This window comes from Xanthocytophaga agilis (assembly GCF_030068605.1).
Lineage (GTDB): Bacteria > Bacteroidota > Bacteroidia > Cytophagales > 172606-1 > Xanthocytophaga > Xanthocytophaga agilis.
Map to the genome: position 1 here is coordinate 532340 of NZ_JASJOU010000003.1, position 23787 is coordinate 556126.

General features: G+C 36.8%; 22 protein-coding genes. 17 read left to right on the forward strand and 5 right to left on the reverse strand.

Going from position 1 to position 23787, the window contains the following annotated elements:
• The first annotated feature begins 67 nt into the window (after window positions 1-67).
• Together QNI22_RS12530 and QNI22_RS12535 are read left to right on the forward strand one after the other, a co-directional pair.
• The gene (locus QNI22_RS12530; RefSeq protein WP_314510971.1) at window positions 68-1759 is read left to right on the forward strand and encodes a GMC oxidoreductase; all 1692 of its coding nucleotides are present in this window, start codon (window positions 68-70) and stop codon (window positions 1757-1759) included.
• Between the two features lie 492 nt (window positions 1760-2251).
• Window positions 2252-2827, forward strand: a complete 576-nt coding sequence (locus tag QNI22_RS12535) for a DUF4142 domain-containing protein (protein ID WP_314510972.1) — start codon at window positions 2252-2254, stop codon at window positions 2825-2827.
• A 77-nt stretch (window positions 2828-2904) separates the two neighbouring features.
• Here the strand turns inward: QNI22_RS12535 and QNI22_RS12540 are convergent, their stop codons facing one another.
• Window positions 2905-4575, reverse strand: a complete 1671-nt coding sequence (locus QNI22_RS12540) for a family 43 glycosylhydrolase (RefSeq protein WP_314510973.1) — start codon at window positions 4573-4575, stop codon at window positions 2905-2907.
• Between the two features lie 1025 nt (window positions 4576-5600).
• Here QNI22_RS12540 and QNI22_RS12545 point away from each other — a divergent pair.
• The 4 genes from QNI22_RS12545 to QNI22_RS12560 all read left to right on the forward strand — a co-directional run bounded on the left by QNI22_RS12545 (window position 5601) and on the right by QNI22_RS12560 (window position 11381).
• On the forward strand, window positions 5601-6227 hold the full coding sequence (locus QNI22_RS12545) for a SanA/YdcF family protein (protein ID WP_314510974.1): 627 nt from the start codon (window positions 5601-5603) through the stop codon (window positions 6225-6227).
• A gap of 268 nt (window positions 6228-6495) precedes the next feature.
• Window positions 6496-8946 carry a DUF5686 and carboxypeptidase-like regulatory domain-containing protein gene (locus tag QNI22_RS12550; RefSeq protein ID WP_314510975.1) on the forward strand — a complete coding sequence of 817 codons (2451 nt, stop codon included), beginning with the start codon at window positions 6496-6498 and terminating at the stop codon, window positions 8944-8946.
• Window positions 8947-9025: 79 nt separating this feature from the next.
• Window positions 9026-9985, forward strand: coding sequence for an L-threonylcarbamoyladenylate synthase (locus QNI22_RS12555; protein WP_314511149.1), 960 nt, complete (start codon window positions 9026-9028; stop codon window positions 9983-9985).
• A gap of 211 nt (window positions 9986-10196) precedes the next feature.
• Window positions 10197-11381, forward strand: a complete 1185-nt coding sequence (locus QNI22_RS12560) for a phosphoglycerate kinase (RefSeq protein WP_314510976.1) — start codon at window positions 10197-10199, stop codon at window positions 11379-11381.
• 74 nt (window positions 11382-11455) lie between these two features.
• Here the strand turns inward: QNI22_RS12560 and QNI22_RS12565 are convergent, their stop codons facing one another.
• The 4 genes from QNI22_RS12565 to QNI22_RS12580 form a co-directional block, all read right to left on the reverse strand.
• Entirely contained in the window at window positions 11456-12151 is a 696-nt protein-coding gene (locus tag QNI22_RS12565) for a hypothetical protein (RefSeq protein ID WP_314510977.1), read from the reverse strand.
• 126 nt (window positions 12152-12277) lie between these two features.
• Window positions 12278-13048, reverse strand: a complete 771-nt coding sequence (locus tag QNI22_RS12570) for a J domain-containing protein (RefSeq protein WP_314510978.1) — start codon at window positions 13046-13048, stop codon at window positions 12278-12280.
• Between the two features lie 140 nt (window positions 13049-13188).
• On the reverse strand, window positions 13189-14334 hold the full coding sequence (gene mnmA, locus QNI22_RS12575; RefSeq protein WP_314510980.1) for a tRNA 2-thiouridine(34) synthase MnmA: 1146 nt from the start codon (window positions 14332-14334) through the stop codon (window positions 13189-13191).
• A 985-nt stretch (window positions 14335-15319) separates the two neighbouring features.
• The gene (locus QNI22_RS12580; RefSeq protein ID WP_314510981.1) at window positions 15320-15673 is read right to left on the reverse strand and encodes a hypothetical protein; all 354 of its coding nucleotides are present in this window, start codon (window positions 15671-15673) and stop codon (window positions 15320-15322) included.
• Between the two features lie 381 nt (window positions 15674-16054).
• Between QNI22_RS12580 and QNI22_RS12585 the strand changes: the two genes are divergently transcribed.
• From QNI22_RS12585 to QNI22_RS12635, 11 genes are all read left to right on the forward strand, one after another.
• On the forward strand, window positions 16055-16675 hold the full coding sequence (locus tag QNI22_RS12585) for a beta/alpha barrel domain-containing protein (RefSeq protein ID WP_314510982.1): 621 nt from the start codon (window positions 16055-16057) through the stop codon (window positions 16673-16675).
• A 9-nt stretch (window positions 16676-16684) separates the two neighbouring features.
• Window positions 16685-17449, forward strand: a complete 765-nt coding sequence (locus QNI22_RS12590; protein WP_336620943.1) for a tetratricopeptide repeat protein — start codon at window positions 16685-16687, stop codon at window positions 17447-17449.
• A gap of 18 nt (window positions 17450-17467) precedes the next feature.
• Window positions 17468-17884 carry a hypothetical protein gene (locus QNI22_RS12595; protein ID WP_314510984.1) on the forward strand — a complete coding sequence of 139 codons (417 nt, stop codon included), beginning with the start codon at window positions 17468-17470 and terminating at the stop codon, window positions 17882-17884.
• A gap of 148 nt (window positions 17885-18032) precedes the next feature.
• Window positions 18033-18254, forward strand: coding sequence for a hypothetical protein (locus QNI22_RS12600; RefSeq protein ID WP_314510985.1), 222 nt, complete (start codon window positions 18033-18035; stop codon window positions 18252-18254).
• A gap of 110 nt (window positions 18255-18364) precedes the next feature.
• A complete protein-coding gene (locus QNI22_RS12605; RefSeq protein WP_314510986.1) occupies window positions 18365-19003 on the forward strand; it encodes a hypothetical protein in 639 nt (212 codons plus the stop codon).
• 55 nt (window positions 19004-19058) lie between these two features.
• Window positions 19059-19847 carry a 5'/3'-nucleotidase SurE gene (gene surE / locus QNI22_RS12610; protein ID WP_314510987.1) on the forward strand — a complete coding sequence of 263 codons (789 nt, stop codon included), beginning with the start codon at window positions 19059-19061 and terminating at the stop codon, window positions 19845-19847.
• A gap of 358 nt (window positions 19848-20205) precedes the next feature.
• Window positions 20206-21126, forward strand: a complete 921-nt coding sequence (locus QNI22_RS12615; protein WP_314510988.1) for a hypothetical protein — start codon at window positions 20206-20208, stop codon at window positions 21124-21126.
• 192 nt (window positions 21127-21318) lie between these two features.
• Window positions 21319-21705 carry a 30S ribosomal protein S6 gene (gene rpsF, locus QNI22_RS12620; RefSeq protein WP_314511151.1) on the forward strand — a complete coding sequence of 129 codons (387 nt, stop codon included), beginning with the start codon at window positions 21319-21321 and terminating at the stop codon, window positions 21703-21705.
• Between the two features lie 3 nt (window positions 21706-21708).
• Window positions 21709-21960 carry a 30S ribosomal protein S18 gene (gene rpsR / locus QNI22_RS12625; protein WP_313975968.1) on the forward strand — a complete coding sequence of 84 codons (252 nt, stop codon included), beginning with the start codon at window positions 21709-21711 and terminating at the stop codon, window positions 21958-21960.
• A 95-nt stretch (window positions 21961-22055) separates the two neighbouring features.
• On the forward strand, window positions 22056-22499 hold the full coding sequence (gene rplI / locus QNI22_RS12630) for a 50S ribosomal protein L9 (RefSeq protein ID WP_313996744.1): 444 nt from the start codon (window positions 22056-22058) through the stop codon (window positions 22497-22499).
• A 102-nt stretch (window positions 22500-22601) separates the two neighbouring features.
• Complete coding sequence (locus QNI22_RS12635) at window positions 22602-23591, forward strand: GSCFA domain-containing protein (RefSeq protein WP_314510989.1); 990 nt, start codon at window positions 22602-22604, stop codon at window positions 23589-23591.
• Window positions 23592-23787: the final 196 nt, after the last annotated feature.

Here is a 23787-nt window from a genome sequence, read left to right on the forward strand (position 1 = left end):
AATAGTTACAAGCCAGCATTTTTCGGCAATTATCTTTACTTTTAACAATTCAGTCTATTTCAAGTCTATGAATCTCTCTATCGACAGTAAAAAGAAAAACACCTATGATGTGATTGTAATCGGCTCAGGAATAAGCGGTGGCTGGGCAGCAAAAGAATTCTGCGAAAAGGGGTTAAAAACCCTGGTGCTGGAACGTGGTCGCGATGTCAGGCATATTACAGACTATACAACAGCCATGAGTAATCCATGGGATTTTCCACATAGAGGTCGTTCTACTGTTGTTTCAGAAACGACAAATCCAATTGTCAATAAGTGTTATGCATTTGAAGAAGCTACTGAACATTTTTTCGTCAAAGACAATGAACATCCCTATATACAGGAAAAGCCGTTTGACTGGATTCGGGGCTATCAGGTAGGAGGAAAGTCTTTGATCTGGGCGCGCCAAACACAACGCTGGAGTGACTTTGAATTTGAAGCACCTACCCGCGATGGCTTTGCAGTTGACTGGCCTATCCGATATAAAGATCTGGCTCCCTGGTACAGCTATGTAGAAAAGTTTACAGGTATTAGTGGTAACAGAGATGGAATCGCCAATCTGCCAGATAGTGAGGTTTTACCTCCTTTTGAATTGAATTGTGTAGAAAAACACATTCAGCAAAAAGTAAAAGAACACTATCATGACCGTCAGGTAATCATTGGTCGGTGTGCACATCTTACCCAATCCAATGAAATTCATACACAACAAGGTCGGGGACAATGCCAGGCAAGGCATTTGTGTTATCGGGGATGTCCATATGGAGGTTATTTCAGCAGTAACTCTTCAACCATTCCCTGGGCGGCCAAAACTGGTAATTTAACTCTAAGGCCTCACTCAGTCGTCCATTCTATTATCTATGATGAACAGAAACAAAAAGCTACAGGCGTGCGTGTGGTAGATGCAGACAGTAAAGAAATGCTTGAGTTTTTTGCAGATGTGATCTTTGTGAATGCAGCCTGTCTGAATACCAATCTGATTTTACTAAATTCTACATCCAGTCGATTTCCCAATGGGTTAGGTAATGACTCGGGGCTTTTGGGAAAATATGTGGCCTTCCATAATTATCGGGGTAGCCTTACAGCTACATTTGAAGGATATCAGAATCAATACTATTATGGCAGACGCCCTACTACCGCATTTATTCCATCCTTCCGAAATGTATTCAAACAGGAAACAGACTTTCTACGAGGTTATATGATTGCTTTCTCTGCCAGTCGGGCAGGATGGCATCAAGGAGGTCAGGAAGGTTTTGGAGTCGACTTTAAAGAAAAAATCACACAACCAGGTGGCTGGGGAGTCTATATGATGATGCAGGGTGAAACTGTACCCAGAGAACATAATCATGTGCGACTGAGCAAAAATCAAAAAGATGCCTGGGGTATTCCACAACTTATTACCTCAATAGAATATGACCAGAATGATGAAAAACTTCTTCAGGACTTTTTAATACAGGGTACTGAAATGCTTGAGAAGAGTGGTTGCAAAAACATCAGCCCGTATGATTCCGGACAAGCACCTGGGCTAGATATTCATGAAATGGGAGGTGTACGTATGGGCAAAGATCCTAAGACATCTTTGCTAAATGAGTGGAACCAGTTGCATTACTGTAAAAATGTATATGTTACAGATGGAGCTTGCATGACTTCTGTCGGCAATCAGAATCCATCCCTGACATTTATGGCACTTACAGCCAGAGCTGTAAACCATGCTATCCAAAAATAATATAGTAACTTCGATATAAGGGTGTTTTTTGCATTTACTTCTAGTAGATAGTTCATAATCGCTAAAATAATAAAAGCGCCCTTATTAATATATATTACACATCTATTAGCCTACCCTTCCTAAAAAGCCTTCCTAAAAAACCATGCGCATACACTAGAGGGAAAAAAATTCTTCATACTGTGGAATAATCTCAACTTTTCTAATCTTATAAATTACTCTGTTTTCCATAGAATTTTATACGCTGGTGCATGTATAAGAGTATCTAAACAGGCTTTTAATCTCTCCTTCAACATCACATAAAAATCCAGATATAGTTAAACATAATAGAGCCTCAAATCATTAATACAGAGAAAAATACAATAACAATACAAAATACATAGTCTATTAACAAAACACCTCATATATGATTTACAGCCACTTACACAACTAAACCAGTGGTATCATTTTTTCCCAAAACTGGCATAGTTCAATTTCACCAAAAAGCAATCTTATATGACAAATCCATTTGCAACCAAAGCAGGAAGTTTTATTTGGGGACTTCTTCTAACAGCATGTGTAATGACCTTTAGTGCCTGTAATGATGATGATGATGATAACTCAGTTGTTACACCGACTACACTAAATACAACCGACAAGAATATAATAGATCAGGCAGCCTATGCCAACCGATCCGAGATAGAGATGGGTCAACTGGCACTGACTAAATCTACAGATTCTGTAATTCGCAATTTTGCACAAATGATGATAACACATCATACTTCAGCCCAAGCCTCCTTAGATTCTGTTGCAGGCAAATATTCGTATTCATTGCCAACCGGATTGGATTCTACAAGTCAGAAAATGAAAGATAGCCTTACTGCTATTACAGTAGATTCTGTTTTTAGCAGAGAATATATCTTAGGCCAACGGGATGCACATGCACAAGTTCGCAGTAAGCTGGAAGCGTATCAGAATGGTACTGGTCAAAACAACGATGTGAAGGCCTATGTATCGAAAACTCTGCCTGTAGTGATTAATCACGAAACTGAGGCAGATACTATTATATCGCAGAGAGGATATGTTCAGTAACTTTTTAAACTGCTAGTTTTTATCAGACCTTCTACATGCCAGAAGGTCTGATTTCTTTTAGTGTGCTATTAGTTGTATTAGTAGGGACCCATAACTTTTCCAATAGTGGAAACGCCTGTTTCATTAAATGCCTCGATAGCAAAATAATATTTTACTCCTATAGATAAAGCTCTTAATTCCAATTGATTGGATCCGTCATTCCATATTTGATAAGCTTGATATAGTTTGTCAGGTGCTATCCCCCAAAGAATGTTATATCCAACTGCATTCTTTACTTTGTTCCATGAAATGAAAGCATTACGCGGATCTTTATCACGACGTATTACCAGGTGGTCGGGAGTTTTAGGCAATTTTTCTGCAGCATTGCCAAATACACGAATGTCACTGATAGCCAGATTGGGCGATCTGACATACACATGTTCGTATTTGACATATCGTGCCTGTATGGGCTTTGGTAATTCAATATATGAGCAGGCGCGATCACGTTTGGGCTCTTTTGTTACATCATAAACTAGATTCCAATCCTTATCGTCTTTGGATGTATACAGTTTGTATTGGGTATATGTTTTAGCGGAATCGTTATCAAAAATATTTGACTTATAATCCGTGTAATTAACTTGAACAGCTCTGATCTCACTTATCTTTTGCAGATCGATTGTAATCCATTCACCAGGCTGGTTTTGTTTAGCTACCCAGAAGCTACGAGGGTTTTCATCTGTAACCTTACTGGCAAATAATGTATCCAATGTGGAGGAAGCAACACATGGTTTCTTATACGACAAAAGCATCCAGTTAGTAAACAATTCATCTTTACTCTGCCACTTCCTCTTAGGCAGATAATGAGGAAAGTCTCCAAAACGGGTATTGACAAATAGTTGGTTATCTTTATCAAAACCAGCAGGAAACATAGCAATGCGCCGTTCAAAATTCCAGTTCACAGCAATCCATGGTGTTCCTGTATTCCAATAATTACCATAGTTATCCTGAAATGTATTGCCATGTCCTGCTCCATTCATAAATCCTCCCGGACGATATGAAATTGGATTGTAAGGTGCATAGGAAAATGGCCCTAATGGATTATCTCCTATATATGTGCCATTTGCATATACATTAAATTCTGTTCCAGGAGCTCCGTATTGCAGGAAATATTTGCCATTATGTTTTGTCATCCAGGCTCCTTCTGTAAAAGGTCGTATTGTATCCCGATGATTACGACCAAAACGTTCCCATCCATGAAGTTCAGGATGCAGATAAATCAACTCTTTGTAATTATTTTTCTCCTTGTAGGTCAGATTTCTTCGTTTATCTAGCTCTGCACCAAAAATGGGATACACATTTGAAGAACCCCAGTACATATACCATTTATCCAGTTCCTCATCATAAAACAAAGCAGGGTCCCAGGGACCAATGTATTGGGGAAGCCGAGGAAGCCAGCGATTATAAAAGATCAGCTTTCCCTTCTCTGGCTCCATACTGATGAATATAGGTCGTTGTTCAAAAGTTGACTGAAACAGATATAATGTATCCCGCACAGATAAAGCTGCAGGAGCACACATATCTTCCATAGGCCACTTATCGGGTATTGTATACTTCCAGTTGATCAAATCCGTTGAATGCCACCATCCACCGGATATAGTTACAAACAGATAATATTCTCCTTTATGATTAATAATAACAGGATCTGCACCTGATCTGTAGGAAATCTGCTCATTCAGTTGTTCAAAATTGTACTTGTAGTCTATATCCATGGGATTGCAGTATGTTTGCTGTCCGGGATGTTGAGCAGATAGAAGAGTCACAGACAGAAAAGTCAGGAATAGACAAAAGTAGAAAGAAAACTTCATTGCATATATTACTAAGATTATAATACATCTTTATTTTATGCAAAATATTTTCTTTTCTTAAAATTCCCAACAGTACAAGACCTTTATTATACTTTGGCTTTCTGCACATTGCTACTGACGAAGTATTACCTGGATTAAACCGTTGGAGAAATGTTCTATCTTGAGAAAGACAATGTTTGTATCAAATAAACAATACCTGAGCAGAATCTCTCAAAGGAGTATTATAAATATAACATAGTTGACCTTATCAGGATAAGGAAACTGTTCCAACTTCAGACCTTCGTCATATATCTTCTAACCACTTAGGTTTGTATCAATGGATTCGTAGAAAGCCCAGGTAGGTGTTTGTTTGTTGAGAAACTTTATTTAAGAGTTCTCAATTTGTCTTTAATAGAAGTAATTTCCTGGCATCTCTTACACACGCTTTCTACTTCATCACCCCCTACATCCTACGAGTCTATTATTTTGTTTATAAAATATATTGCTGGGATACCCGTTAACAGGTACAATGCAAAGGGTTTAAATAATGCGTCCATAGTTTCATACTGTCCAGATATGTTTGTTTACAGAGTCGATGTCTGAAGTCAGGAAAGTCAGCTTTGCTTATTGTCAAAAAGGCTATCACTTTCCGAAAAATTAAAAATCAATTCATGATGTAATATTGGAAGCAATTACCCATTTGTAGTATAGTCATTATCCTTGCTATGCCCTACTAATTCGACATATCAGTTTATTCGACATATCAGTTTAATGGATATGCAGGAATTTGAATAACAGTTTGCAGAAATAAAATGGTAGATATATTTGCAGAAAACAAACATACTGAAGATAGTGACTTTATGACAAAATTAGTATTTTTCAATGCGTTTATCCTTGTATTTGATTATATTCATTATATCTTTAGTATATTTTTTTGATATCTGTCTGCAATGAAATACCTAAAGGCTTTTTTCATTTTATTTTCCATTGCGATAGTATTAATTATCGTTTGTAATGTCTGGGTTTCACAGGAAACAGAGCAATATATTTTCACAAACAGCCAAACTGTTGCATCCCGTCCTACAGGGCTGGTGCTAGGTACCAGCAAGCGGGTACGGGATGGAAATGAGAATCTCTTTTTCAAATACAGAATTGCAGCAGCAGCACAGTTATTTCAGGAAGGAAAAATAAAACATCTGATTTTAAGTGGAGATAATTCTTCCCGATATTACAATGAGCCATCTGATATGAAAAATGCGCTCATGTTATTAGGAATACCAGAGAATGCTATGACCTTGGATTATGCAGGACAGAACACATTTCAATCTGTGGTACGATGCCATCAATTATACAATCGGGATAGTGTTATTGTGATTTCGCAGGCGTTTCATGGAGCTCGTGCTGTGTTTATTGCCAGACACTACAAATTTCCATTTATAGCTTATGCGGCACAGGATGTTCCATGGCAGGCTTCTATACAAACACGTTTTCGGGAATACCTGGCACGTCCAAAAGCTATTCTGGATATATATCTTTTGCAAAAAGAAGAAACTGTATTTGACAATGAAAGTGAATAACAATCTTACTACTAACAGGTATAAATATTTACTAGTAAAGAATCTATATATTACATCAGACTCAAGCAATTAAGTACTATTACAGAAGGTTGGCCTTATTCCAAACACAGGATTATTTAATATATTTGAAGAACTGAACCATCACAATATTTTTTAGCTTATAGTAGAGCGTTTTTAATTTATATTGAAATCAACCATACATAAATCTTTGTTTAAACAGGTAACAACATATCTTTTCTACATTTCCTTGTTTTTGTATATTACCTCTGTGAGTTATGCACAAACAAGTTATGTTATTACAGGAAAAGTCACCGATAGCGAAACAGGTGAAGGAATGCCTTTTGTCGCAGTGGCTTTTAAAGGAACAACTATTGGTACTACAACTGACTTTAATGGTAATTATAAGTTGGTCACACATACCCTGCAGGATTCTCTCACAGCTACAGCCATCAGCTATACAGAAAAATCGAAACTTGTCAATCGAAAAGCCACTACACAAGCAATAGATTTTCAACTTGTTCCAGCTTCCATCAGTCTGAATGAGATAAAAATTTATGCAGGAGAAAATCCCGCCTATGCTATTCTGCGAAAGATTGTACGGAATAAAGAAAAAAATGATAAGCGTTCACTAGAGTATTTTGAATATGAAAGTTATAATAAGATTGAAGTTGATGTAGACAATATTTCAGAGAAGCTCAAGAAACGCAAAGCGATTAAGAAAATACAACAGGTTATAGATAGTGTAGAAGTACTTGCGGGCGAAGATGGAAAACCAATTCTTCCTTTGTTTATTTCGGAATCATTTTCGAATGTTTATTATAGGAAATCGCCTGAAAAGAAACGTGAACATATTCTGAAAACACGGGTAACGGGAGTTGGTATTCAGGATGGCACACTGATTTCTCAAATGGCCGGGTCTTCATTTCAGGAATATAACTTTTATCGTAACTGGCTCAACATCCTCAATAAAGACTTCGTTTCACCTATCGCCGATGGCTGGAAACTATACTATGAGTATTTTCTGGTAGATAGTGCAGAAGTAAACGGACATTACAGCTATCGGATTGATTTTGAACCCAAAAGGCCTCAGGACCTTGCTTTTACAGGTACAATGTGGGTTGATAAGGCAACATTTGCTCTGGTGCAGGTAGATGCCACTATGAACAAAACAGCCAACCTGAACTTTATAGAAAAGATCAAACTTCAACAGGAACTTGCTCCAACAGAAGCAGGCCCCTGGCTGCCTGTAAAAACCCGTGTGTTAATTGATATTGCAGAAATAACAAACCAGTCAGCTGGTATGCTGGCCAAGTTTTATACATCTAATGAACGAGTAGTAGTCAATCAGCCACATAGCACAAAATTCTACGATGTAGGAATAGAAATGGAACCCACTGCTCAAATCAAAGATGAAGCATTTTGGGATGAGCATCGCCATGAGCCTCTGACAGAATCTGAGAAGAATGTATATGCAATGATTGACTCAATCAAAAATATTCCACTAATTCGTTCCTATATAGAGATTGCCAATATTGTTGTAAACGGGTATAAGAAAGCTGGTCCCATAGACATAGGACCTTATATTCTGGCTTACAGTTATAATACTGTAGAGGGTAGCTATGCTCGCCTTGGATTTAAAACCAATATTGACTTTAGTGATAAATGGGTTTTGAAAGGATATGGAGGATATGGGTTTGGCGATCATCGTTTTAAATATGGCGCTGAAATTCAACGCATTTTCTCGAAAAAACATTGGACTACATTAAGTGTAAGGCATAGTTATGACCTTGAACGTGTAGGGCTTCTTTCACAGGACGTATGGGACAATACCCTTTTTCTGGTCTCATCCCGTTTTGGTACTTTCAGACGGCCATTTATGCTACGAAATAACCAGATTGCATTCCAGACAGACTTTGTAAGAGGTTTTACTCAAAAGATCAAACTACGTCAATGGCAGTTTGATCCATTGTACAATTTTACATACTATACAAATCCAACTGATACTCAACTAGCCACTGATAACAACTTTCAGAGCACAGAGATTACATTTGAATCCCGCTTTGCACAAAATGAACAATTCCTGATTAATGATAATACGCGGATTAGTTTAGGTACCACCAAACCTGTATTTACTATTAGTTATACACTGGGATTAAAAGGCATATTAGGTGGAGGTTTTAATTACCATAAAATAGCGTTGAATCTCTCACAAAGTATAAACGTTGGGTCGCTAGGTCGCGCCTCCTACTCGATAAGTGCAGGTTATATACCCTCTACAGTCCCTTATCCTATTTTGCAATCTCATCAGGGCAATCAGACCTTTTTTTACATCAGTAATGCATACAATCTGATGAATTTCTTTGAATTTGTCAGTGATCGGTATGCCTCTGTTCAGTTACAACATAATTTTGAGGGATTATTGTTTAATCGTATTCCATTGATTCGTAAGCTAAAATGGCGTTTGGTTGCTAATGCGAATGTATTATATGGAGGGTTAAGTGATAAAAACTATAATCTGGTTCCTCTTGAATATGACGACCAAGGCAACGCTTCACGTCCTATAGGACGTCTGGGTGATATTCCTTATATAGAACTAGGATATGGTATTGAAAATATATTCCGGTGTATGCGCATTGACGCTATTCATCGCCTTACCTATCTGAATAATTCTGGCACTAATCGTTTTGGAGTTAAGATTTCCTTCCAGTTTAAATTATAATCTATTTACCCTGATAAGGAAAATAATCCATACTATAAACAAAACCCTCTATCTTTGTCAATAAATGCGCAATCATCTAATGGCACTTATTGACAAAGATATTTATAAAGCAAAATCACTTTTAGAAACAGGTGAAGTCATAGGCATACCCACTGAAACTGTATATGGCCTGGCAGGAAATGCATTTAATGTTCAGGCTGTAACAAAAATCTTCCAGACTAAAAACCGTCCTACATTTGATCCTCTGATCGTACATAGTAGTAGTCTGACCAAAATCGCTCAATTTGTCCAAGCCATTCCTCCCTTAGCACAAAAACTGGCAACACATTTCTGGCCTGGCCCTTTGACTCTGTTATTGCAAAAAAAATCTAACATTCCTGATCTGGTTACGTCCGGACTTGAGACCGTAGCTGTACGTATCCCATCGCATCCATTGATCCTGGACCTCTTGGAACTCTTGGAATTTCCGTTGGCAGCCCCTAGTGCTAATCCATTTGGCTATATATCCCCCACTCAGGCTGAACATGTACAGGCACAACTGGGTGATAAGATTCCTTATATCCTTGATGGAGGCCCCAGTCATGTAGGAATTGAATCGACTATCATTGGATTTGAAGATATAACCCCTATTGTTTACAGATTAGGAGGGCTTTCAATAGAAGCCATTGAATCGGTTATAGGTCCGGTTACATTGATGCCTCATTCTAGTTCAAATCCACAAGCCCCCGGAATGTTAAAAAGTCACTATGCTCCACGAAAGCCATTGGTTCTAGATTCAGTTGATCAGGTTCTAAAACAATATGCACCTGAAAAAATAGGCTATATGGGTTTCTCAGATTTTAGAAAAGACCTCCCCGAGAAAAACCAACTTGTGCTTTCTCATACCAGAAACTATGCTGAAGCAGCCCAAAAGCTGTTTGCAGTTATGCGTACACTAGATACTTATCCTCATCTGGAAGTCATTGTAGCAGAGCTTCTACCAGAAGAGGATCTAGGCAGAGCAATTAATGATCGTATCAGAAGAGCAGCAGCTCAATAAAATCCCGGGTTACCAGGATCTGTTAATATCCTAACAACATACATTCTTCACGATTTTATTTGCGATTTTATTGGCTTTACTTTTGATTTGTAGCACTTTCATCAGCAACTGTACGGCAATCGAGAAAAACAGGAACCTCAGCCATTCAAAATTATTATTAATTGGAGGTTCTCAATACTTTTACAATCTACCAAATAAAACAATCTGATTTATGATCACCCTTGACCAGTACAATTTTGCAGGCAAGAAAGCCCTGATACGGGTTGACTTCAACGTTCCATTAAATAGCAACTACGAGGTAACTGACGATACACGCATTCAGGCCACTATTCCTACTATCAATAAGATTCGTAAAGATGGTGGATCTGTTATTCTGATGTCACACCTGGGACGCCCTAAGGATGGTCCAACAGAGAAATACTCATTAAAACACCTGGTAAAATATCTGAACGATATTTTTCAGACCAATGTACAGTTTGCGAATGACTGTATTGGAGAAGAAGCAACTCAAAAAGCAGCAGCTCTAAAACCAGGGGATATATTGTTGCTGGAAAATCTGCGTTTTTACAAAGAAGAAGAAAAAGGAGATGTAACTTTTGCAGAAAAGCTGTCCAAACTGGGTGATGTATGGGTAAATGACGCTTTCGGAACCGCTCACCGTGCACATGCTTCTACAGCCGTAATTGGTCAGTTTTTCAAAGACAGAGTATGTGGTTATGTAATGCAGGCAGAGCTTGACAATGCCCAGAAAGTATTGGAAAATGCAGAACGTCCATTCACTGCCATTATGGGTGGAGCTAAAATCTCTGATAAGATTTTGATTATTGAACGCCTTCTTGATAAAGTAGATAATCTGTTGATTGGTGGAGGTATGGCTTATACATTCTTTAAAGCAATGGGAGGTTCTATCGGATCATCTTTACTGGAGGCTGATAAACTAGATTTAGCATCAGAACTGATTGCCAAAGCAAAAGAAAAAGGAGTTAGTCTTATATTACCAACTGATTCCATTATTGCAGATGGCTTTAGTAATGATGCTAACTCTCAGATAGCAGATAACAAACAAATTCCTGATGGCTGGATGGGTCTTGATATTGGTCCTGATGCGAGCGAAGAATTTGCCAAAGTAATTGAAAACTCAAAAACAATCTTATGGAATGGTCCAATGGGTGTATTTGAATTCAGTAACTTCGCTAAAGGAACAATCCGTGTAGCAGAAGCAGTTGTAAAAGCAACAGAAAATGGTGGTTTCTCCTTAATTGGTGGCGGAGATTCAGCAGCAGCTGTGAATAATCTTGGATTTGGAGATCGTGTATCTTATGTATCTACAGGTGGTGGTGCACTACTTGAATATATGGAAGGTAAAGTTTTACCTGGTGTGAAAGCATTAGATTAATCTATAAGGTATAAAAACAAAAAGTCCTCATTATACGCATAGTGAGGACTTTTTGTTTATCAGGCAAAATATAGTTATCTCTCAATACCAAATTCTCGGATCTTTTGAATGTAGTAAGTTCCATGATCTATATCTCCATTGCCAACAGTTCCTCCATTCTGCAAATAAGTAAGCTGAATGCGTTCTTTATAGATTAAGCCAGTATTTCTTGCATACACATCCATCCGCCGATCTTTTAAAACAGCATTTACTTCATCACGCTGTAGTATTGTGACTGTTTTATCATAAGTACTATCCAGAACCTGATAAGGTTGGTCAAAACTGCTTGCCTCATACATTTCCTCACCATAGCTATTGTATTGATTGCCATTCCATTTCAATCCTTCTTTCAGAGGAAAAGATAAACGCACATAATCTACATTGTTTTCTTTGCGCAATGCAACATAAGAAGTACGTTTTGTAAGCCAGGCAGAATCTAATTCCCAAGTACTTGAAGAATTAGCTCTGGAATATCGATATAAGATAAATGCGGGTTCGTTGGTTAGATCGGTGATTGTATCATACACCAATTCTTTAACCTGATAAGTATGAGTATCGGGTTTTGTATAAATCTGGTACTTTACTTCGAAAATATCATAGACAGCATATTGACCAACTTCCAGTGGGTAAAAATCATATCCCAAACGCGTTGGACTGGGTGTCTCTTCTGATGAATTACATCCCCAGAAAATTATAAGTGCACCAATAATAAACAGTATTTTTTTACTCATGTTACTCTGTCTTTTTCAATAGATTATCATCCAGTTCTTTATATAACTCTGAATCAATCACATAGTTACACAAGAAATTATAGAAGAAAAAAGCGATTTTGACCTGAATCTTGCACTACCCGTCTTTTATAAACGGAAAACAACAAATATCAGGAATAAAGTGATAATCAAAATGATGGAAGAGGCAATACCAAAATTGACAATCAATTCAATATTATTCCGAATAACAACTCCCAACAGAGAAAGAATAAAAAGCAAAACCGGAAAAAAAACAAGGCTACCGTAAATGTTGTTCTCAGTTGGCGCCTCCATCCCTTTGAGTTCTGCCTTAACTACTGATCCAAACAACGGAGTTCTATAGATCGAAACTGGTGTATATTTACTTAAATCAATTATAAAATTTCCAGTCATAGGCATGGTCATTACCCGACGTGGTGTAGTTACAACAATCTTCCCAGTCTGATGCATGATTCTTACCCCAAGTACAGGTTCTTCACTAAACGGTTTGGGCAACAAATAATCTACAACCAGCAACAAACAAAATATCAAGCAGATCCAGGACATTCCTCGGGCAAATACTACATAAGGACGCAAATCTATATGTACACGTTGACGTGGCTTATAAGCAGGAGGCGGACGACGAGGTTGTACAGGAGGTGTATAAGATATAGGTACAGGTTCTGCAACAACATACATTCGTTTCAGATCATACCATTGTCGCTGTTGATTATCTCCAATAATCTGATAAGCTTCATTGATTTCCTGAAATAAATAATGTGCAGACGGATCCGGATTTTTATCCGGATGATACAATGTAGCTAACCGACGAAATGACTTCTTAATCTCAGCAGTATCTGCATCAGGTGAGACCTGCAGGATATTGTAATAATCTTTCATGAAAGATTTTTGTTATTCAACGCATAAACTAATCAATTATTATTAAACTTCAGCCGCGCCTTTAGAAAACAGCTTTTTAGTTGATACAAAAAAACCTCTGTATTAACTACAGAGGTTTATATAATCGAATGTGAATCAAATCATTCTTGACCCGCTACAGAAAATACAGGATTATCCACTCCAACCTTAAAGCTTTTCAGAATCCATCCTCCACCTATAATATCATTTCCTTCATAAAACACAGCGGCTTGTCCAGGAGCTATTGCATTGACAGGTGCATGAAATAATACTTTCATTTGTCCATTCTCTGCCTGTTCAATTGTAGCAGGAGAACCATTGTCTTTGTAACGAACTTTAGTGATAGTCTCTGTTGGCTTACCAATTAAATCAGGATATTTCATCATGTTCAGTTTTCCTACCCACATTCCATTACGAGCAAGTTCTTCATACTGGCCCAAAACTACCTGATTGGTCTCTGCCCGTATTTCTGTTACAAAAACCGGATAGCCTAAAGCAATGCCTAAACCTTTGCGTTGTCCAATTGTATAAAATGGATATCCTTCATGTTTACCAACTATTGTACCATCTTCCAGCACAAAATCTCCTCCTGCCACTTTATCTTCCAACCCATCTACCCTACGCTTTAAGAATCCACGATAATCATTATCAGGCACAAAACAGATCTCATACGACTCTGACTTATTTACCAAAGCCATAAATCCACGCTCTGTTGCCATCTGCCGTATTTCAGTTTTTCGTAAATGTCCCAATGGGAACAAGGTACGGCTTAGACTTTGTTGGGAAACACCCCATAATGCATACGACTGATCTTTGTTACTATCCAGCCCTTTGGAGATAATATACCGTTCATTTTCATGACGTAGATTTGCATAATGTCCTGTTGCAATAAACTCACAATCCAGTTTATCAGCACGTCGCAGCAAGGAATCCCATTTTATATGGGTGTTACATAACACACAGGGATTAGGGGTTCGCCCAGCCAGATATTCATCCGTAAAATTATCAATCACAAAGTCTCCAAATTCCTCCCTGATGTCCAGTATGTAATGTGGAAACCCTAACTGTACAGCAACTTCACGAGCATCATTGATAGATTCCAGACTACAACATCCTGTTTCCTTTTTGGAACCACCCGAAGAAGCATAATCCCACGTTTTCATAGTCATACCTATTACTTCATATCCCTGTTCATGTAGTAATACAGCAGCCAGTGAACTATCAATACCACCACTCATGGCGACTAATACTCGTCCTTTTTTACTCATAATTTCGTTTGTTTTACGTTTGCTTTATACCGCTAATCCAAAAGCTTTCAGCTATCTGTAGCAGATGTATATATGCAAGACCACACTTGTGTATAAATTGCCTCAAAACCGATTATGGCTAGTTAACGCAAATTTCGGTTAATAAATTCAATTATGAACTTCAAATATATTCTGCGTTATAACGCTTTTCATTTTCAACTGAAAGCTTTCTAACTCTATCTGTTACTTTAATTTACGCTAATCCCTTATAATACCGTCCTCTTTCAAATTTACTATAGTACACAAAAAGAATAAGTTCGCTACTATTGCATCCTCACTATTTTGGTATTTTGGACAAAAATACCGTATACAATTGAATGTATCAATTACTCATTCCTTTGTTCTCTCATCCTGATCTGTTAGTAAACAATATGAGTATCAAGAAGAGCTTACTATATGAATGCGAGATGAGTTGACTACTATAGATGATTTACACAGAGTCTATACTAAAGATACCACACATAATCGTGGAATGAAGCAGAATATAGATTTTGTGGTCTTTAGAGTACTACTGATTAACGGGTGAATGAAATAGTAAGATCTGCTAGGGAGATTAAAGATGACAGTTACTATTTATATGGCAGGACAAGTAAAAATAAGTCTTTTTTCCAAATGCATATAGGCTATATTCTTTATAGCTATACTAATGTTGATACTATTTTAGTAGTAGTATTATTAGTAGACGACCCTGTAAGTAATATCCATCTTACAAGGGTGATATGTATGACAACACTGCAGAAATCTCTGAAACAATTGTGAAAGACAAGGTAGAAATTCAAAAAGGCATTACTAAGTGCTCGAATAATGTATAGGTAACTTGCTCAGATTTATACTGAATCAGATGAGACAATTGAGTTAAATCATGCTCAATCTGATTTTATACAAGATTCTTATAGTCTATATTTTTATGCAAAGTATGGTAAGGTATTAATTCTACCAATTACTTTCAGGCTATCAGACAAGCAGGGAGGATATCCATTGCTTCAACATTTATTTCATAATATTCAACATACTCACGTGAATTCAATTTCTTAAGCTTCTCCACATATACCTGGAAAGTATCAGGATCATACTGAAGTTCAGCCTTACCATTCAAAAGTGTTGATTTCTCTATACGTTTTTTCAACACTTCTGCTTTATTATTAAAATCTTCTACACTTACCTTACGTGTTCTATTGATTTTTTCTCCAACAAGGCTAATTACATTACCATCAATAATAACGTCAGAACCAGCGATATTACCATTGTTAATTTCAGCCAATGTAAGTCCAAAAATTCTTTCGTAATAATATGAATTCATATGTTCTGACATAGTACTTATATCGAGCGCTACCTGCGCTAAGTGTCATTTAACACATACTACAACCATATATACAGCATTCTTATTACAGGTAACTCATACTCATGTAATATTTTTCACAAAAACATACTTGAAAATACCAAATCAGTTCCTGTTAAGTTATAAACAACACATATTCAGACAGAAATAAATAGAAGAAAATATTTTGAGAGAGATAAGATAAATTCCAATCACAAAATCTTTCAGAAAAATGGAAATCCGATGTTTGCTGTGTAATCTTGCATCGTCAAAGTTAATAGCATCTTACAGAACAAGTCTGTTCTTCACTAAAGTTCTATATAACCTTGAATGAAAGTCTTACAGAAACAGAAATTTTCGACTATGTCTCTTCAAACATTTGTTAAAATCAGTGCAGTTACCAATTTGAGTGATGCCCGTTATTGTGCGGGTATGGGAGTGGATATGCTGGGCTTCTCCTTAGATCCTTCTGCCGAAACATTTGTCGATCCAACCACTTTTCAGTCTATAACAGAATGGGTAGCAGGCGTTCAACTTATTGGTGAAGTAGAATCTATTGAACCAGAAACATTACAGGAACTGGTCAAAAACTATTCAATCGACGGATTACAACTTGTAAGTTCTTCAGATTGGAAAGGTTTGCAAGCAACTGACCTTACTCTACTCTGTAAGGTATCATGGAGTGAAGATTTATCTCTACAAAACTTCCAGATCCAATATGAGCATATAAAACCGTATGTAACATATTTTCTGGTGGAATCAGAAGAAGATAGTATTACTCCGGAAATTGGCTATCACTTAGCACAAATTGCAGAACATTATCCTATAGTATTGGGATTTGGGATTCAACAAAATAGCATTTTGCAAACTCTTTCCTCTATACCATTCAAAGGAATAGCACTAAAGGGGGGACAGGAAATACGCCCAGGCTACAAAGACTTTGATGATCTGGCAGAGATCTTGGAAACATTAGAAACAGAATAATAAAAATCCATGAACACTTATCTTTTTAATACAAAAACCAGATTTTTCACATCTGGTTTTAAACAATTGCGATTATATACACTTTATATAATTTGTGTTATATGCACTACCTCATGTTCCAGTTCGTCTGATGCTTTTTTGGAAAAAGGAAGGCAAATGATGCAACAAGGGGATTTCAAAGGAGCAGTGGAGTTTTTGAACAAAGCAATTGAAAAGAATCCTGAAAATGTAGACGCATTAAATGCTAGAGGAGTTGCTAATCTGGAATTGAAAAACTATAGTGCAGCACAGCTGGATTTTGATCAGGCAATCAAAATAAATTCCAACACTTATAAACCTTACTATAATAGAGGACGGAATCAGGCTGCACAACAAAAATGGCAGCCAGCATTGGAAGACTTTAGCAAGGCAGTTCAACTGGCACCAGACACAGCCGATATTTATTTCAACCGGGGTGTTATTTATTTTCAGTTAAACCAATTTACGGAAGCGCTACAGGATTTTAGTAAAGCTATTTTATTAAATCCTCAAAATCATGATTACTACTATAATCGGGGTACTACTAAATTACGAATCCAGGATGTTCAGGGAGCACTAGATGATTTTCAACATAGCATTCAGATTAATCCCAGATTTGCAAAAGGGTATTATACTCTCGGACTAGAAGAATTGCTTAGTAAGAATAAAGAGGATGGCTGTGAACATTTACATCGTTCAGATGAACTAGGTTATCCAGAGGCTAAACAAGCTATTGAAATGTACTGCAAAAATTAACAGTGTAATACTGCTTTTATGAAACATATATCTATAATCCCTGTTTGTGTTGTGTTGATGCGATTTAGTTATATACTCCTACTGACATTCTTTTTTTTATCATGCTCTGCTGATCAGGATCAGTTTAAAGGATTTGATTCTATAGCATGGAAAAAAGACTACAAAGCGTGTTCAGGCCAACGATTGGCAATGAAAAAAGATTTTGAACGAATAAAATCCAAACTCAAGGGCTTAGATCAGATGGAAGTCATTAATGTACTTGGTAAACCTGACTTTCAGAGACTAGAAGATCGACACATGAAGTCTTATCTCTATTTTCTAGAACCAGGCAGTAGCTGTCCATCAGGAAAAGCAGATGCAAAAACAATTGTTATACGATTTAATTCTGTAGATCGGGTATTTGAAATTATCTATGAACAAGGTACTTCGCTTTAAGAAATATCATAGTACAGGCATATCATTTTAACTCTCCTTATCGTTTATGTCTTGAATATTACACTATGATTATTCTTGCAATTATTTGTATTTTTTAAAACCGCAAAAATATACAACTTGCAAAAGAAGCATTAACCTTATTCTTATTATGAAAACAGTTTTTTATAATCCCAGTACCCTTGAGGTAGAATTTGCAAATGTTATCGCAAACTTAAAGGAAGAAATACAGCAACAACTTTCCGATTATACGATCACTAAGGTAGATAATAACGTCAAGCTAGATAATCCCCGGCTGATTTTTACCCTTCAGGACCCGGATGGAGATCAGCACCAGGTAATGATTCAACTGATTCAGCGTATTGATGACTGAATACCAAAAGGTGGTGTATAGCCTAAAGCTTACCCCACCTTTTCTCCTCTATATTCAGCAATTTCTTCTTCCCATTGCCTTTTGTTTCCGCACTACTTACCTTTGCCCATATGCGGATAACTATTTATTTCTTTTTGGCCTTCAGTGTTTTACTTATACCATCAGTACAGGGCCAGATCAATGTATTTGGCGCAGACTGGGTAAAAGGGAAACTTCTTCTACAGGACAGTGAAGGTGATACTATACAATGTACACTCCGTTTTGAACTGGATAACAACCTTGTGCAGATTTATCTTGCAAACAATACAGTCAAAACCTACACTTCCCGCCAGATCAAATGGATACAAGCCTATGATCCTGCAAGCAAAAGAGATAGAAATTTTTATGTATTCCCATATGCATTAAATAACAGATATGTTTCGCCTACCATATTTGAGATGTTGACAGAAGGCACCGTATCATTGCTTGGCCGCGAAAAAATTGTTGTCGTTCAGAATACATGGGCTGGAGGCAGATATACACAGGCACAACTATCTTTCGATTTTTATTTTGGTTTTGCAGATGGCAAAATACGTGTCTATCGGGGCACAAGAAAAGATTTTGAATACCTGCTCAAAGATAAATCCGGCTATATCCGAACGTTTATAGAAGACTCAGATTTACGTTACAATGACAAAGATGATTTGATCCGAATTATCAACCAATACAATTATTCAAATTATAAGGACAAAGTCAGTAAGTATGAATAGTTACTATACTTATGTGTTTATATTTGGCCACTATTTTTCTATCTATCTTTTTTATATGACTAAACGAAAACCGCTTATATTAGTATCCAATGATGATGGTATTACCTCCCGTGGTATCAGAGCTTTGGTAGAAACCATGCATCAGATTGGAGAAGTTGTAGTGGTTGCTCCGAACAGCCCTCAATCAGGCATGGGGCATGCTATCACTATAGGTAATACTTTACGACTAGATAGTTCTATTGCTTTCGAAACGGAGGGAATAGAAGCTTATGAATGTTCTGGCACACCTGCAGATTGCGTCAAACTTGCTAAACACCATGTATTAAAAAATCGTCGTCCGGATCTGGTAGTAAGTGGTATCAATCATGGTAGTAATTCTTCTATCAGTGTATTATACTCAGGTACAATGTCTGCTGCCATAGAAGCAGCTATTGAAGGATTACCAGCTATTGGATTTTCTTTATGCGACTATTCTCTGACAGCAGACTTTTCTCATTGTCTTGAATATGTTAAACAGATTGCTTTGCAGGTATTGACGTCAGGATTACCTTCACATGTTGCACTAAATGTCAATATTCCTTCTCAGACAGAGGGTCCTATTAAAGGTGTTAAGATATGTAGGCAAGCTCAGGCTAAATATACAGAGAACTTTGAAAAACGCACCGACCCTCATGGTAGACCTTATTTCTGGATGAATGGAGAATTTGTTGATCTGGATAAAGGTGAGGATACAGATATGTGGGCACTCAATAATGGATATATCTCTATTGTACCTTGTGGCTTTGATATGACAGCCTATCATACACTTCCTCATCTTAACCAATGGGAGATCTCAACCAATTAGGCATGAATTTTTACAGTTTTTTTTATACTCTACCAAAATAGTATTTGGAAAGGGATCAAGTAAACTACTATAGAACGATGATTGGCTATTAAAACATTTTTATTAAAAGACTGGTATAAATTCTTGATTTAATATTTTTTAACATCTTTGTTTAAACTTTTTTCCAAAAATTTCGTATTTAGATCCAAACCGTATAAAACAACTCTGTAATAATTTTAGTAAAGGCACAATAGTGCTCATAACCTTTGGATTCCTTTGTTTTAAGACAAGCTATCAGATATAGGTTAACAGACTCTGTAACAAAAAAAATAATATTACGTAAAATTCTTTCGTTAACTAATTTCACTTAACAAATCTTATGACTGAACAAACGCCTGAAAAATCAAACAGCAGAAAAATTTTGCTGACGGCTCTTATCGCTATTTTAGTTGCTCTTAATGGTGTCTTATTCTATTTAAATTTAAAAGAGCGTGATAAAAACAAAGCGCTTACTCAAACCAATCAAACAGTAGAAGCAGAAAAAGATGCTACACTAGCCAAACTAGATTCTCTGGAGCAGGAATATGACAAACGTATTGCAGAAGTTCAAAAGCTGGGTGGTGATGTAGAATCGCTTCAAAAAGTAAAAGAACAACTGGAAAAAGATAAAGTATACCTGAAAAACTCTTCAGTTTCAGAGCGCAAAAAATACATAGCACAAATCAAGAAATATGAAGAGATGCTGGTAGCGAAAGATGAGGAGCTTGCAGTGCTCAAACAACAGAATGAAACATTGTATGGACAGAATTCAGAATTGAAAAGCAAGCAAGTACGTTTGACAGACTCTATTAGTACAATAGAGACCCAAAAACGAGATCTGGCAGAAAAAGTGCGTGTTGGAGGAGCATTAAAAGCTGAAAACTTAGTGATAAATGTACTGAACGAAAAAGGTAAAGAACGCGATGGCGGTGAATATAAGAGCAAAAAAATTGATCGCATCAAAATCTTATTTGATATAGCTGAAAACAAAATTTCAGAAGCAGGTACCCATACTGTATATATGCGTCTGGTAGAACCTGATGGAGCAGCTGTATTCGATATGGCAACTGGTGGCGGAACTTTTACCATTGATGGAAAAGAGGCTTTTTATACTGCCAAAAAAGATATCTTATATGACAAAACCCGTCAAAAAGTAGACTTTGTATTTGCGAAAGGTAGCCCTTATAAAGCTGGAAAACATACAGTAGAATTATATGCGGATGAATTCCAGATCGGTTCTGGCTCTTTTGTAGTAAAATAAGATAAAGTAATAGTATATAACTCTCAGCGAAAGACGATCAACAGACTGATCGTCTTTTTTTGTATTGTTTTGGTATCAATCAAATAAACACTACTTTCTGATGTAAAATAGATGGTATCTATTTGGATAGAAATAATAATATTTCTACCTTTGCGCCTCGAAAAATTTATCTCATAACAAAAAGTTCATTTTATCATGACGAAAAATTATGAGACCGTATTCATTTTAACTCCCGTTTTATCTGAAGTTCAGATGAAGGATGCGGTCGAAAAATTCAAAAAAGTGCTTCAGGAATCTATTGGAGCTGAGATTATCCACGAAGAAAACTGGGGACTACGCAAGCTAGCCTATCCGATTCAGCACAAAAGCAATGGCTTCTATTATTTGATTGAGTTCAAAGCAGATCCTCTGAAAGTAAGTACTCTTGAAATCGAGTACCGCCGCGATGAAAAAATCATACGCTTCCTGACAACGGTTCTTGATAAGTATGCAATCGACTACAACGAACGTCGCCGGAAAGGTCTGGTTGGAAGAAAGAAAGAGCAAAAAGAAGTTTCAACTACAGAAAAGGAGAACTAAATCATGACATTACAAAACGAGCCTTTGCATAAAACCGATACCCGCAAAAAGTATTGTCGCTTTAAGAAAAACGGTATCAAATATATCGACTATAAAGACGCAAACTTCCTGTTGAAGTTCATCAACGAACAAGGTAAAATTTTACCTCGTCGTATTACAGGAACAAGCTTGAAGTATCAGCGTAAAGTTACATTAGCGATCAAACGTGCCAGACACCTGGCTCTGTTACCGTATGTAGCGGATGGTCTGAAATAATATGTTATCGGTTAGTTGTTAGTAACAAGTCAATTGTTCTTTTCTACTAATGACTAACTATTTTCAACTAACGACTAAAGATTTATATTCATATGATTGAAATTATCTTAAAAGAAGACATAGCGGGATTAGGCTATAAAAACGACCTGGTACAGGTTCGTCCCGGATATGCTCGCAATTTCCTAATTCCAAAGGGATATGCAATTGTGGCTACCGAGTCAGCTAAAAAGATTCAGGCAGAAAATGTGAAACAAGTTGCTCACAAAGCGGAGAAACTTCGTAAAGATGCAGAAGAACTAGCAGCAAATATTGGTGATATCACACTTGAAATTGCAGCCAAAGTAGGTGAAAGTGGTAAAATCTTCGGAAAAGTAACTACTACACAAATTTCTGATGCTCTGCGTTCTAAAGGATTCGAAGTTGACAGAAAGAAAATCTCTTTGGATAGTGAAGTAAAATCAGTTGGTAACTATACAGCTACTCTTGATCTTCACAAAGAAGTAAAACATAAAATTAAATTTAATGTAATAGGAGACTAATATAAAATAGAGTCTTTTAATACAAACTGTTATATGAAAAGCGTTTCGATATCGAAACGCTTTTTGTTTTATAGGCAATTTATCCAATCAAAACTTGTCGATATGGAGTTTCGAACCAGTATTTCGCCTCTCTCCTCACCTTTTCGTCTCTCTCTACAATCTCATGTAGTAACTTTAGGCTCCTGCTTTGCAGACGTAATGGGAACTCGCTTATACCACAATAAACTAAAAGTACTTGTCAACCCCTATGGCACTGTTTTTAATCCCATCTCCCTAGCCCAGTTGCTAGGGATGTCATTAAACCAACAAATTATAAACCCTGACAGATTTGTGCAGGTACAGGATTATTGGTATCATTATGACTTCCACTCCCGTTTGAGTGCATCTACACAAGAAGAATTAACAACAAAGCTTGAAAATTCCATCCGGCAGACATCCTTATTTTTTAAACAAGTAGATTTTCTGATCCTTACCTTAGGTACTTCGATTATCTATCAACTTACCAGTGATCAACAAGTGGTAAATAATTGTCATAAGGTGTCAGGACAGCATGTATTTACCAAACGAATGTTATCTGAAGTAGAAATTCTGTCTGCACTGGAAAATGTGTTCTCACAGTTAATAGTAAGCAATCCAAATCTCAAGATAATTCTGACAGTTAGTCCGGTCCGTCATATCAAGGATACACTTATACTCAATAGCGCCAGCAAATCCCTATTACGGGTTGTGTGTCATCATCTGACAGAACGATTTTCGAATATCAGCTATTTTCCTGCCTATGAAATTATGATGGACGATTTACGAGACTATCGTTTCTACAAAGCAGATATGATCCATCCTTCTGAAGTAGCAGAAGAGTATATATGGCAGCTTTTTGTAAACACTTACATGGACAAATCTATGCTTCATTTTTTACAGGAGTGGGCAAAAATCACTCAGGCCTTATCACATCGTCCGATGCGTGAAGAATCAGAAGCTTATCGGCAGTTCTTACTCAATACACAAGAAAAAATACGCAAGTGGGAATCTGAAACAGATGTATCGGAAGAATTAAATGAGATAAGTAACCGAATTAAAAAACTTACTGTTTAAAAACAGGCAAGTTTTTGCTATCTTTTGCCGTTATTTCTGGTTTTATTTCTATTTCTTGATTCAGGCTTACATGAAAAGTCTATGTTTTCAAATTAGTTATCTGACTAGAGAATTCATATACAACTACCAATCAGCAAATTAACAAATCAAAAAACTATCATTTTACAAGTAATTTCTTACATACGTTTACTATTTT